Origin of the sequence: Carboxylicivirga sediminis (genome assembly GCF_018156225.1) — a bacterium.
Lineage (GTDB): Bacteria > Bacteroidota > Bacteroidia > Bacteroidales > Marinilabiliaceae > Carboxylicivirga > Carboxylicivirga sediminis.
On sequence record NZ_JAGTAR010000025.1, the window covers coordinates 27,822 to 41,646 of the forward strand.

Consider the following 13,825-nt stretch of genomic DNA (forward strand, 5'->3'; position numbering starts at 1 on the left):
ATCCTGAATTGTTAGTCTATATTGAACTCAATGATGGCTGTTACCGGCAGATGGTCAGAAACATACCTCCCATTAGCTTTTCGCCGATCAATATGTGTATGCTGTTCTACATTGAAATGCTTCACAAAAACATAATCTATCCGCCTGGATATAGACGAATCAACAAAACCATTAAAAGTGCCTACCGGGCCTTTCCCGGGATGAAGGGCTATATCACGGGTATCGCAAAGCTGATCTTTAAGTATTTGTATGCATAACTCCTGCTCTTCTGCATTGAAATCCCCCATTACACAAACCGCTTCCTGATGGCTCGCTAATTGATTCATCTTCGATAGAATCAGTCTGGCCGATGCTTCTCTTGCTTTTAATCCGATATGATCGAAGTGGGTATTAAACACCCACATTTTTTTGCCGGACGAGTGATGGTGAAATAAGCCGTAGGTACAAATCCTTGGATAAGCGGCATCCCAACCTATGCCTATTGAGTCCGGTGTGTCCGAAAGCCAAAAAGTACCCTCCTGAATAACCTTTAATTGTGTGGTATCATAAAAGATGGCGCAGTACTCACCTGCTGTTTTCCCATCATCTCTTCCTACGCCTATATAGCTATAGTCAGCTAAATGAGCCTGCAGATCGCTTAACTGATTATGCAAGGCCTCCTGAACACCAATAATCGCAGGTAATTCATCGTTAAGTAACCGGGCCATTTCCTCTTTGCGCAGCTCCCAGGTGTCCAGCCCCTCTTGCTGATAATCATTTTTGATATTGTAGGTCATAACCTTTAGCTCCTGGGCTGGTAGCTCAAAACAAAGCATTATAAAGATATACCCCAATATAAAATTAAGTGCTGACTTCATACTAAAATGCCACATATGATATTATAAAAAGCAGCTACTTCATTCTTGGTTATTCCAATGACAAAGTAACTGCCTTCCTGTTTTATTTAACTTCAATGGTTAATGTTTTCCTGATGTCCTGAGAGGACGTACCCACCATTAACTTAAACTGTCCGGCTTCAAGTTGCCACTCTTCTTTATCTTCGTCGTAATACGCAAAAGAATCAACCGGAATACTGAATTCCACCAATTTACTTTCACCGGGTGTCAGCTTCACTTTCTTGAAAGCTTTCAGTTCTTTAAGCGGCCGCATTACGGCGGCTTTACTATCGTGGACATATACCTGCAACACTTCTGCACCTGCCTGTTTGCCTGTATTACTGATATTCACAGAAAGTTTAACAAAATCACCAGCCTGATATTGCGCTGATTGCACCTCAGCGGCATGTATCTTAAAAGAAGTGTAAGATAATCCATGTCCAAAAGCATATAATGGCTTTATCTGCTTAGTGTCGTGCCAGCGATAGCCTACCAAAATATCTTCTTTGTATACCTGATCAACCCCATTGCCAGGATAAGATAAAGCATCAAAGGCATGTGCTCCGTTATCTTTCAATTTTACCGGAAATGTAAAAGGTAACTTACCTGAAGGATTGACATCACCTGAAAGCACATCTGCTAAAGCATGCCCTGTTTCGCTGCCCAGGTACCAGGCCTGCACTATGGCTTTAGCCTGCGCTTGCCAAGGCATGGCAACGGCATTACCGCTCACTAATACCACCCCAACATGGTTATTTACAGCCATGATTTCACTTAACAACTCATCCTGTCCGAAAGGCAGGTTCAAGCTTTTTCTATCACCGTTTTCACAATCCTGTTCGTGATTTTTATTTAAACCACCCACAAACAACACGAGGTCAGCTTCTTTTGCTACCTGAATGGCCGCTTGTTTCAGTGAGTCAGCATCCAGGTGAGAAGGTATCACTCGACCGTATGCCGAAGGTCCTGATGCATATCCCATGGAATGAATAATATTGGCCTTTGTAAATCGTTTCTGAATGCCTTCTAAAGGTGAAATTTCATGCACCGTTTTTAACTCTGACGAACCTCCTCCAATAGTCATCATCCGCGTAGCATTCTCGCCTATAACAGCAATAGTTTGGGTTGTTTCCGGGTCTAATGGTAAAAAGCTCTTATGATTCTTTAACAAGACAATACCTTCCTGTGCTACCTCGCGTGCCACATCAAAATGCTCCTGATTAGCCTTACGCCCCAAAGGCCGTGCCTTACTCATATTTGTTCGAAACATTAATCGCAGGATTCGGCGCACTTTATCATCCACAACGCTTTCATCAATCTCACCACTTTTAAGCATCTCCAAAAATGGCTTAGCCAGGTAATAATAGTCGTATGCATTTTCAGTGGACGATGTTAAACCATCGGTGCCGGTCCCCATTTCAATATCCAGTCCATTCAAAGCAGCTTCCTTTGTATCATGCGCACTTCCCCAGTCAGTCACCACCACACCATCAAATGCCCAATCGCCTTTAAGGATGTCATTAATTAACACCTCATGATGGCTGGTATGCTGACCATTGTATTGATTATAGGCTCCCATTACAGACCAAACTTCACCGTCCTTCACCGCAGCTTTAAAAGCAGGCAGATAAATCTCATGCAACGCACGATCGCTCACCTTTACGTTAATGTGTCCGCGCCATACTTCCTGGTTATTGAGGGCATAATGCTTCACACAAGCTGCCACGCTATTGGTTTGAACACCCTGAATATAAGGCACACACATCACTGATGCCAGATATGGGTCTTCGCCCATGTATTCAAAATTACGTCCATTAAGAGGTGTGCGATAAATGTTAACCCCAGGTCCCAACAGTATATCTTTCTTACGATAGCGGGCTTCTTCACCAATGGCCACACCATACTTATAGGCCAGCTCAGGATTAAAGGTGGAAGCCAGACAGGTTAAGGCCGGAAATGCTGTGCATGAGTCGTTGGTCCACCCTGCGTAGTTCCAACTATCCCATTCTATCTCTGCCCTCACACCATGTGGACCGTCCGACATCCATATCTCCGGTATCCCCAGGCGCTCCACTCCCGGTGAACTAAATTTCGACTGGGCATGACACATCTTTACTTTTTCCTCAAGGGTGAGTTGACTAATTATCTCATCAATTCTTTTCTCAACATCTTTCTGCTGCTGTTGAGCCAGTAGTTGAAAAGAACCAACCACGAGCAACATCAAGTGTATAACTATTACCTTCTTCATATGCACTGTTTTATAATATTTTGAACTATTTAACTATTACTTAAGAGCTACCACGTTCGAATAATGGAACGTGCCAGCTTACCGGATTCGGTTAGTACCTGGTCGCTCCAGGCCCCATTGACTGGTGCTCCCTGCTTCACAATTGACCATTCTTCCTCTTTATCATTGACAGCCCAGTTGCAATGGATTATCTGATTTTCTTTACACCATTCCATCCATTTCATAGTTTCCGGATCATTTTGTGTATAACCCAAACAGCCCCATTCTGTTACAATAATTGGTAAACCAGCTGCTGTGGTTCTGTCACGCAACCATTGGGTGTGATGCACCGAATAAAAATGCATTACATAGGCCACATTGCTATCAGAAGTAATAGGATTTTGTGCAGCTAAATCAACACGCTGTGACCATTCAGGAGTGCCTACGACAATCAGATTATCTTTATCAAATTCTCGTATGGCAGCTATCACTTTCTCGGCATAAGGTTTAATCACATCGTCCCACGATACATCCAATGGTTCGTTATATATCTCGTATATAATATTGTCATAATCGCCATAGGCCTGTGCCATCTCTTTAAAAAAAGCCACTGCATCATCCGGGTAATCTTCAGCATGGTGTGAATGCCAGTCAATAATGACATATAATCCCTCCTCAATAGCTGCATCAACCAGTTTCTTGACATTGGTTTTATTTGCTGCTTGTTTCTCCAAATATCCACCCCATTCGTCAACCCCCATTGCGGCACGTACTATGGTGGCTCCCCAATCGAGCTTCAACCAGGATACGACCGAAGCGTTATAAAAACGATTGCCTCCCCATCCTTCATTACTCCAGAAAAAGCTGTTCCCGGCCAGGCTAACAGCCTGACCATGTTTACCAACAATTTTATTTCCTTCCACCTGTAAGCGACCATGCTTTTCAACAATTGATTGGTAATCGTGCCGCTCAAATGTCAAAGAATAAGTTTGGGTTGCAACACCATCTTCTGCTGTCACCTCTATTTCAATAGACGAATCCTCCAAACGGAGAGCATCTCCAAATTTAACCGATGTCTTTGCTCCTTTTGAAAGAATCAGAGCACTCACATATAACTCCTCAACTCCCCATGGAATAGGGCGATCAATCCTAACTGTATTTCCATCAATGGAAGTATTGAAAACAGATTGCTTATATTCTAAACTAAACAATGATAGTTCGGTGGAAGATGAAAGAACGTTGGGCTCAATTTCATCCTTTAAACCACCACTGCAGGCTAAAAGCAAGTAATTAAATATCAGAACGATTAATAACCAATATTTCATACCTAAGATTTTCATCTGGAAATTCTCGTATTAAATTGAAAAAGGATTCGGAATGGTCATGAAATCTGCGATTATTTCAAAAACTAATTGATTTATAAAAAGTGTAGAATCGAACCAATAGTGAACCATTCCGAAAACCTAAAATTATTCTATCACAAACACATCTCTTAGACCTTCCTCAGAATTGCATCCTACCATCACCTCAAATTCTCCCGGCTCCATCAGGTAGTCTCCCATTCCATTGTAAAAGCCCATTTCTTTTTCTGTCAGCTTAAAGACAACTTTAATTGTTTGCTCAGGCTCCAGTTTAATTTTCTCAAAACCTTTAAGTTCCTTCACAGGCCGCACCACACTGGCAACCTTGTCATGTAAATACAACTGAACCACTTCCTCTCCGGCTCTGTCGCCTATATTTGTTACTTTAACCGCTACCTCCACCTGATGCTTACTTTTAACAGCCACCTCCAAATCAGTGTATTGAAACTGTGTGTAACTCAATCCATAACCAAACGGGTAAAGCGGTTTTTCACTTTCATCCATGTAATGCGGCCAGAACACCTCATTGCGAGGCCCGGGGCGCCCGGTTCTAAACTGGTTATAATAAATGGGCACCTGTCCAACATGTCTAGGGAAAGTCATGGGCAGTTTCCCGGATGGATTATAATCTCCAAACAACACTTGTGCCACGGCATGTCCTGTCTGGCTTCCTAACTGCCAGGCTTCAACAATAGCAGGTACATGTTCATCGGCCCATGTTATGGTTAAAGGGCGACCATTCATCAATACTAACACAATGTTGGTATTCACCTTGTACACAGCCTCAAGCAGTTCCTGTTGTACTCCTGGCAAGCCTAATTTCGCCCTTGAACGCGCCTCTCCACTGTGCAAACCATGCTCACCCAACACCATCACCACAACTTCAGCCTCTCTAGCTGCCTTAAGTGCGTGCTTAAAGCCTGAACGATCAGTTGTATTGACAGTCAGCTCCTGAGAAAAAGCTGTTGGACCAGTAACCAGCTTTGCTCCTTCGGTATAAGTATAGTTAACTCCATAAGCATCCAATCCCTCGAGCACCGACACAGCCGTATTATCATCAGCCGCCATGCGCCAATTTCCCAGAGGGCTATCTTTATCATCCGCCAGGTCTCCAATAACTGCAATTTTATGTGACTTCTTCAGAGGCAATGTAGCTTCCTCATTCTTCAACAAAACAATTGATTTTTTGGCCATATCCAAGGCGGCAGCTATGTGCTCAGGATGATAAATCATCTCTTTCTCCCGTTTCTCATTACAATACTTGTAAGGATCATCAAATAAGCCCAATTCGAACTTAACGCGAAGAATACGACGCACCGCATCATCCACCATGCTCTCATCTACTCTACCAGCTTTTACCAAATCAACCAGGTGCTTCACATATGCATAGGATTCCATATCCATATCCGAACCAGCCTTAACCGTTAGTTCTGCCGCATGTTCCAGCGAGCTCGCATAGCCATGCTCAATCATTTCACGACCACTGCTCCAATCGGATATAACAAAACCTTTAAATCCCCATTCACCTTTAAGAATATCTCGTTGCAAATACTTATTTGCTGTTGACGGCACGCCATTCACAATGTTAAATGAATTCATAAATGTTTTTACATCAGCCTCATCAATAGCCGCTTTAAAAGGTGGAAAGATCACATTGTAGTAGGTGACAGTACCCATATCCACTGTATTGTAATCCATACCTGCTTCGGCAAAACCATATCCGGCAAAGTGTTTAGCGCAGGCAGCTATGGTATTATTGGCACTTAAATCATCGCCCTGAAATCCCTTTACACGAGCCACGCCAATTTTGCTACCCAGGTAAGTATCTTCACCGGCCCCTTCCATGACACGTCCCCATCGCGCATCACGAGAAACATCCACCATGGGAGCAAAGGTCCAGTTAAGCCCCTCTGCTGAAGCTTCGATGGCACCAATCCTTGCCGATTGCTCAATAGCTTTCAAGTCCCAACTGGCTGCCTCGGCCAACGGAATAGGAAACATCGTTTTATGTCCATGAATAACATCAAACCCAAATATCATGGGAATTCCCAGCCGCGAACTATCAACCGCCAGCGACTGCATTCGGCGTACTTCTTTGGCGCCTCTCACATTAAGCATGGAACCAACCCATCCGTTTTTAATGTGCTCATATTTAGCTTTGGCATCCCCCTCTGAAGGTGCCGGACCTGTGACATCATAAAACCCATTGTACTGATTCATCTGCCCCACTTTCTCTTCCAATGTCATTTGAGCCAATAAATCCTCCACCTGTTTATCAATAGCATCTGTTGGTACGGATTTAACTGAACACCCATTCAGTACTAAAAAAATGGCCATTAGCGCCATATACACTTGTCTATCTCTCTTGAAAATCCTCATCTTATCATTTAGTTTTTTGATATACTCTTACATAATCCACCTGCAAGGTGCATGGAAACATACTTTCATCTACGCCATGTTTACCGCCCCAATTGCCGCCCACAGCCACATTTAGCAACAGATGGAATCGTTTATCGAACGGCCATTCTCCTGAACCAGCCTGTTTGGCTTTTTCAAATTGAAAAACCTCTTCTTTATCCAATAAAAATGTGCATGACTCAGGTGTCCATTCTATTGCATAACAATGAAAAGCTTCTTCAGCGTCAGGCAAGAATACAGCATTCCCCTGCTGTGTGCCTTTTGTGTGGTTATAGTTTTCTGTGTGAATGGTGAAATACACCGAATCGGGCTCGTAGCCCACATGCTCCATAATGTCCAACTCTCCGCTGGCTGGCCATGCGCCATACTCCAAATCCGTAGGAAGCATCCAAATGGCTGGCCACGCACCCTTACCTCCACACAATTTGGCTTTTACTTCCATTCGCCCATACAACCAATCGCCCTTACCTTTAGTAATTAAACGAGCTGATGTATATGGCTGGTTAAAGCCATCTTCTTTTCGGGCAATTATATGAAGAACTCCATCGCGAACCGTTGCATTCTCTTCCCGGTCAGCTGTGTAATATTGTAGTTCATTATTACCCCATTGCCAGCTATTCCCATCGGTATCAAAGCTCCATTTGGTGGAATCGGGTAAGCCATTGTAGTTGAACTCATCGGCCCACACCAATTGATAGTCATTCCCTCTCTGACAGCCGGATAAGGAACTAACAAGGATTAAAAAAAAGATAAGTTTCATTTTACCTGATTTAATTGCTTTGCTGATTGACTTTAAAAAGCGCCAAAGATTCTTCGTCTTATCGATCAAGATGAAAACATTAGCTTTAAGAATGCGCCTTTCTGGTGACAGCCAGCATTCGTTAATACAAGCTGTCACCTATCGTTTAACCTAGCTAATCAAAGAATCTTTGGCTCATAGCAGAGTATGAATCTCTGAATTGAAAAGCGCATTCCATTATTTCATTTGATATACATGCACATAATCCACTTCCATTGTTGCCGGAAATATATCATCATCGACACCTTGAACCCCTCCATAATTTCCACCAACAGCCATATTCAGAAGAAAATAAAAGGGCTGGTCGAAAGGCCAGTTGTCCATGTTGGCATTAGCTGGCTTCTTATATGTTAATAGGATATTGCTACAATCATCCCGATAAAACCGCAGTTCTGTATCCGTCCATATTAAACCGTAAATATGAAAAGCCTCCTCAGCAGTTTCTAATGGCACATGTCCCGAACCAATGGCGTTTCCTATGGCATGGTTATTACTTTCGATATGAATAGCAGATGATGTTTTATCAGGATCCCAGCTAACGTATTCCATAATATCCATTTCACCACACAATGGCCAGTTTGTACCTTCACGAATGGATTGTCCGAGCATCCAGATGGCTGGCCAAACACCCGGCCCCTGATAGTCTGGCATTTTAGCGCATATTTCGAATATGCCATAGGTAAATGATGGTTTTGAATTAATTCTGGCAGAGGTGTAATCGCCCACTTGCTGTCCCTCGCCGCTTTTTCGAGCAATTATCTTGAGTGTACCGTCAGAAATGGCAATATTCTGTCCATCGGTATAGTTCTGCCATTCAGCATTACCCCAGCCATGCTGACCTGTTTCAAACAGCCATTTTTCCTTATCAATTATGCCGTCATCAAAGTCATCATTCCAAACCAATTGATAATGGGAACGAAAGTCGGGATCATCCTCTGTTATGCTTAATATTTCGGACATGGTCTTTTCAAATTCACCATGAGATAGGCTAATACTTATCTTGTTTTCACCTTCAAAAGGAAAATAGACTTCCACATTCTGCTCTGTCTTATCCAATACCTTGTCATTTACCAGCCAGGATACTTTATCATATTCTCCGCTACTGGTATTAGTCAGTCGGTAAGTATTTGTTTTACCATCAACAGGCGTTACCTCAAAAGCGGGTGTATAGACATCGTTCTCAACCACAATCTGTTTGCTGACCTGCTTATTATCCGACCAGTCTGACTGACTTCCCCAAATGGTTAAAGTAACAGTATAGGTTCCTTTCTCTGGATAGAAACCTTGCATTTCTGTCGTTTCCACCGGCACTCGGTTTGTTCGCTCTCCATTACCGAAATCCCATCGCCAATAGTAATGCTCACTCTGTGTTGTGTTTCTAAAGACAAAAACATTCGCATCAGATGGATGTGGATTGATTTCAAAATCTGGCACATAAGTGTTTTGAGGCGATTCGTCACCACAAGCAATAAATAAACTACTTAAGAGCGTTAAACCTATTAATATGATACGTATCCCCATAACTAATAACTTTGTTTAAAATGCATACTCATTGAATTCTGTAGTTACTGACCTGAGTCTACTAAACGACTTGAGGCAAGTTTTCTTCCTTCTTTGACAGATGATTCTGAATACAGGGTTAGTTTAAATGCTTTAAGGTTAGAACCTCCAGATTCAATCCTGATTCTGACCTTCACTTCTCCTGCTGGCAGGTATATCTTTTTTATTTGCGTGCTGTTCCATTCCTCTCCACTTTCTGTGAGTGGTAATCGAATATTTGATGCTTGTGCAGCACCATTTACCAAGAAACTAATTTGACCTCCTGCGGTGGCTGCAGCACTCATTATATCCAACTTATAATAACCCGACTGAACTGCATTAATGGTGTATTGTAACCACTCACCAGGCTCAGTCCATCCTACATAATAACCATCTCCATCTTTACCAATATCTACACCATCGTTTCGAAAATGATTTCCAACATTCCACTTAGCCCATTTACTTGAACTATCATGAATATCTTCTGATAATGCATCGTGGTAGGCATCACCATCATTGCCCAAATCGTAATGAACACATTGTATCCATTCCTCTGTCTTGTGATGCATATAAGGCTTTGTTGCCCTTACGTGGCTCCCACTATTTAAAGAAAAAATGACATCTGGAGCAATCGTGCAGTTTTCAATTTTATGGGCATCAGCATAAGCCATTACGGCGTTGTAAGTTTCTTCTGCTGAAAGTGGTTTACTCCCGTCTTTCCATGAATTTACTAATTTATAATAATCTTCATTGGTAGTCACTTTTAATACATTGTTCAGGCGGCTCTTTTTTACCGGCCACCATGACCAACCAATGTTATTTTTTTCGAAAAGCTCTATTGCTTCCGCAAACCAGTGATTTGAGTTTTCTCCTGATTCGCTCATCCATAAAGGCATCTGGTATTGCTGGCGCATATCAATTGCCCACTGTATAGCGTTTTGGGCATTACTATTCCAATATTTATGAAACGTCAATACGGTGTTATCATCATAGCCATTTAAAGCATGGTTCTCAAAACCTTTGTAGTTATTCCCCCAGCAGTTACCTGATATAAAGATGATATGCGTTTTATCAACGCTTCTAATGGCATTTGTTATGCGTTGGTGCAAACTCCATAATGCCGCATTGTTTTGGCATTCGCATCCGTTTTCATTTTTGCTATTGCCATCTACATCCCAGTTAGGCTCATTGATAATGTCGTATCCGCCTACCCAGGGATTGTTTTTATAACGTTCGGCTATTTTTACCCACAGCGCTATTAATTTCTCCTGATTATCGGCACTCTCCCACAGTGATAGGTATGCAGGATCGTAGTCAGATATATTGGCATCTTTTCCCTGACCACCGGGCGCGCCGTGCATATCAAAAATCACATACATCTGGTTTTCTCCGCACCATGCCACCAGCTTATCCAGCATGTCAAAACCCTTATTGAGCCAAGTGTTTTGTATAGTGCCAATAGAATTCCTTTCTTCCTCCTCTATTGGCAGCGTAAACCATTTATAATGCAAAGCAGGACGTATGGTATTGAATCCCCATGCTTTCAAAGAGTCTAAATCAGTTTTAGTAAAATGATGCTCTAACCAATGAGCATAGAATTTATTGGTGCGGTCAACGCCCATTGTTTCATGTAGCTTGTTACGGAACTGGGTATGTGTATTGATACCTGCACCAGTTGATTGCATCATATACCCTTCCTGAATCATCCAGTTGCCTGTGCCAATACTGCGAATAATAAAAGGTCCCTCATCATTGATGATATTGATACCTTCAACACGCAGAAATCCCTGACTATGGCAAACTAGCAGGTGGCTAAGTAATATTATTAATGTCGAAAATCGGTTCATTGTCAATGAAAAAAAAGGGGCTTACAACAGGTGTAAAACCCCTTTTCAGATGTTGAATAATTAAGTTTATTCGGCAGGTTTGAATACCCAGAGCCATCCGGTACCACCGGCATTTGACGCTGTGTACAAAATCATGCGATCACTGCTTAGTTCAATAATCTCGTATTTTGAATCAGGATTAACCCTGGCTGGATCATATCCCAAAATTGATTGCTCGTTAAATGTAATACTTGTAAAATCACCGTTGAAAGCAAAGCTACCTAAACTACCTGCATCATCCGGACTTGTAAAATAGGTGTAATTCGGTGCTCCTGCTAAGTCAAACACCATCTTACCGTCTGCATCACCCGGAGGGCAACATGTTGAACCAGCATTCCACCACAACTCCTGCCAGTTGTAGGGTGCCACCATGGCCCAGAATAAATTTTGCCCATCAGACCATTGATAATCCTTATCAAACACCCAGGTTTTACCGCCCAAATCATCACCCACCAGTGCATAGTAAGCTTCTGGTAAAGGTTCGTCAAGTTGAGTGACCTCAACCGTTACAGACTTCTGAATGTACTCCTTAGTGTCTGGTGTATCATTGGTCATATAAGGAGTGGTAGCATAGTAGGTAAACTCGTGCGTTCCTGTAAACGGGAATACAACCTCCACACGATCAGTTGATTTTGTATCCAGTATATAGTCCCAGTAACCTGTTACACCAGGTGTATTCATTTGAATGGATAATTTGTTACCTCCATTAGTTGCCTGAACGACGGCCAACTCAATATTATCCGCATCAAAACTATTCTTTAATACATCTCTGTCTTCGATTGGCTCACAAGCAGAAAATGCTAAAAGCGAAGCGCCTGCTAACAAACCAAATAGTTTATTTAATTTCATACTTTTCTGTTTTTCAAGTTAACAATTGATTACCAGCCTGGATTTTGCTCATACACACCGTTAGATAAGCGAATTTCACCTTCTGGCACCGGTACTAAGCCCTTCGTCTCAGGTCGGTAAGACACTTTATAACTTCCCTCTGTTCCTGAGTTATTAACAGCAGCTTCCACACCGAAGTAGTTATTGCCGCTCTCGGCATCACCCCAGCGCACCAGGTCAAACCACCGTAACCCTTCGAAAGCAAATTCGTGCAGACGCTCCTCTTTCAAATTCTCAATCGTATAGGCTACAGGTTCCAATCCTGCTCTGGCTCGCACAGCATTGATGCCATCTGCTGTTTGAGTTAATTCAGAATGCATTAACAGAATATCAGCAAAACGCAGGTAATAAAAATCCTGAGCAGCCCATAACTGCATTGGGTCACCATGCACCATGTTAAGCAAGTAGTAGAACATCCCTTTTACACCATCCGGGCCATTGTGCTGAATGGTGGTGTACTTTTTATTCGTCAAGCCTGTGTTGTGATCGCCTTTTCCAATGTTCCAGCCATCAACTCCCATATCCGGGTCTTTCGAATTTAAATCAATAACAGAACCCTGCTTACGCGGATCATCATCAGACCAGCTGTTATAAAAGGCATTGTGCACAGTACCCCAGCCCCAGCCCTGGCCGAATGGCACCATCGAATGATCGCGGATACCAAAGAATAAACACACACGGTTGTTATACTGCTGTCCAAAGCTCCAATCAGCCAAACCATAACGTAGGGCAAACATTACTTCGTGGTTACCAGTACCAATGCTTGAGTTAGGACCATCCTGACCAACCCATTCCAAACCTTCATTCTCTGCCCATGGCAATACCGGATGTGTTCCCTCCGGATCATAATCGCGTGCATTTTGATTGACGTACGAATAAGGCCACAGATTTCTGAAGTCAGATGCTAATTTATAGCCACTATTGTCGCGTACGTCTTCCAAATGAGCAATTACGTCGGCTTTGGAAATACTGCCTCCATCGTACAATGGTAAAGCATCAGCAGCCTGCTTCTCCACATTGGTCATATAACCGGTATAGTATAGATAAGCCCTGGCTATGTAAGCTTTGGCCACCCATACATTGGCATGTCCATAAGTTGCCAATGGAAAATCAGCTGCTTTCCTCTTAGGTAACAGTTCGGCCGCAGCTTTGAAATCTGAGGCAATAACACCCCAGGTTTCTTCCATTGAGGCACGGGGTGCTTTGCGGTCTGCATCTGTTGTTAGTATCAAAGGCATACCTCCGAAGAATCGGGCAGCACGATACATTAAGAAGCCACGCATAAAATAGGCTTCTCCCAATGTGTTGTTTTTGAAAGTTTCTGCTTCGGCTGCGGTTTCGAAAAAGCGCTTGAAATCATTTAGCTGAACAGCCTCTATCACCGCATTGGCACGACTAACCCCATTATAGGTTTCTTTCCATAAATCACGATAAGTATCTTCAGCCGGATCCAGAAAATTATCCACATCTTTTGCTGATTTATCATCTGGGCCACCACCGCCCAGCATCACATCACTCATCAGGTTGGCTGCCACATGCTCGTTACTGTGCACTCCTCCAACAAATAAAGCGTTATACACTCCATTCATTGCTTCCTCGATATCGGTTGGTGTCCGATAGAAAGTATCTAAGCTTTTTTCATATAGATTATCAGTATCGAGATGATCATCACAACTGCTTATGATGGCCACTAAACCAATAACCACTGTATATATTATCTTTTTCATACGTTTTTTCTTTTCTATTGTCGTATGGAACTTACCATGATTGAATAGTTACTCTTCGGTTTAAATTAACCATGGCTCATTTCATGATTCATTTATAATCAACTA

At 42.6% G+C, this 13,825-nt stretch carries 9 protein-coding genes; all 9 read right to left on the reverse strand.

Translation table 11 applies throughout. The annotated features are described in order from the left end of the window. Positions 1–11: 11 nt before the first annotated feature. The 9 genes from KDU71_RS15450 to KDU71_RS15490 all read right to left on the reverse strand — a co-directional run bounded on the left by KDU71_RS15450 (position 12) and on the right by KDU71_RS15490 (position 13,720). Complete coding sequence (locus tag KDU71_RS15450; RefSeq protein ID WP_212191995.1) at positions 12–857, reverse strand: endonuclease/exonuclease/phosphatase family protein; 846 nt, start codon at positions 855–857, stop codon at positions 12–14. 82 nt (positions 858–939) lie between these two features. Next, entirely contained in the window at positions 940–3,123 is a 2,184-nt protein-coding gene (locus KDU71_RS15455) for a beta-glucosidase (protein ID WP_212191996.1), read from the reverse strand. A 47-nt stretch (positions 3,124–3,170) separates the two neighbouring features. After that, positions 3,171–4,427, reverse strand: coding sequence for a cellulase family glycosylhydrolase (locus tag KDU71_RS15460; protein ID WP_212191997.1), 1,257 nt, complete (start codon positions 4,425–4,427; stop codon positions 3,171–3,173). 144 nt (positions 4,428–4,571) lie between these two features. Then, a complete protein-coding gene (bglX, locus tag KDU71_RS15465; RefSeq protein WP_212191998.1) occupies positions 4,572–6,842 on the reverse strand; it encodes a beta-glucosidase BglX in 2,271 nt (756 codons plus the stop codon). Positions 6,843–6,846: 4 nt separating this feature from the next. Then, complete coding sequence (locus tag KDU71_RS15470; protein ID WP_212191999.1) at positions 6,847–7,641, reverse strand: glycoside hydrolase family 16 protein; 795 nt, start codon at positions 7,639–7,641, stop codon at positions 6,847–6,849. Between the two features lie 216 nt (positions 7,642–7,857). Next, positions 7,858–9,201 (reverse strand): family 16 glycosylhydrolase, encoded by a 1,344-nt coding sequence (locus tag KDU71_RS15475; RefSeq protein ID WP_212192000.1) that lies wholly within the window; start codon positions 9,199–9,201, stop codon positions 7,858–7,860. A gap of 44 nt (positions 9,202–9,245) precedes the next feature. After that, on the reverse strand, positions 9,246–11,066 hold the full coding sequence (locus tag KDU71_RS15480; protein ID WP_212192001.1) for a cellulase family glycosylhydrolase: 1,821 nt from the start codon (positions 11,064–11,066) through the stop codon (positions 9,246–9,248). A gap of 66 nt (positions 11,067–11,132) precedes the next feature. Beyond that, entirely contained in the window at positions 11,133–11,954 is an 822-nt protein-coding gene (locus KDU71_RS15485; protein WP_212192002.1) for a hypothetical protein, read from the reverse strand. Positions 11,955–11,983: 29 nt separating this feature from the next. Next, positions 11,984–13,720: a RagB/SusD family nutrient uptake outer membrane protein gene (locus tag KDU71_RS15490; RefSeq protein WP_212192003.1), complete on the reverse strand. Its 1,737-nt coding sequence runs from the start codon at positions 13,718–13,720 to the stop codon at positions 11,984–11,986. Positions 13,721–13,825: the final 105 nt, after the last annotated feature.

What these genes read in the sequence shown, in the direction of transcription:
- KDU71_RS15450 (WP_212191995.1), bottom strand. Translation starts at nt 857, where the DNA reads ATGAAGTCAGCACTTAATTTTATATTGGGGTATATCTTTATAATGCTT.
- bglX (WP_212191998.1), bottom strand. Translation starts at nt 6,842, where the DNA reads ATGAGGATTTTCAAGAGAGATAGACAAGTGTATATGGCGCTAATGGCC.
- KDU71_RS15460 (WP_212191997.1), bottom strand. Translation starts at nt 4,427, where the DNA reads ATGAAATATTGGTTATTAATCGTTCTGATATTTAATTACTTGCTTTTA.
- KDU71_RS15490 (WP_212192003.1), bottom strand. Translation starts at nt 13,720, where the DNA reads ATGAAAAAGATAATATATACAGTGGTTATTGGTTTAGTGGCCATCATA.
- KDU71_RS15475 (WP_212192000.1), bottom strand. Translation starts at nt 9,201, where the DNA reads ATGGGGATACGTATCATATTAATAGGTTTAACGCTCTTAAGTAGTTTA.
- KDU71_RS15455 (WP_212191996.1), bottom strand. Translation starts at nt 3,123, where the DNA reads ATGAAGAAGGTAATAGTTATACACTTGATGTTGCTCGTGGTTGGTTCT.
- KDU71_RS15480 (WP_212192001.1), bottom strand. Translation starts at nt 11,066, where the DNA reads ATGAACCGATTTTCGACATTAATAATATTACTTAGCCACCTGCTAGTT.
- KDU71_RS15485 (WP_212192002.1), bottom strand. Translation starts at nt 11,954, where the DNA reads ATGAAATTAAATAAACTATTTGGTTTGTTAGCAGGCGCTTCGCTTTTA.
- KDU71_RS15470 (WP_212191999.1), bottom strand. Translation starts at nt 7,641, where the DNA reads ATGAAACTTATCTTTTTTTTAATCCTTGTTAGTTCCTTATCCGGCTGT.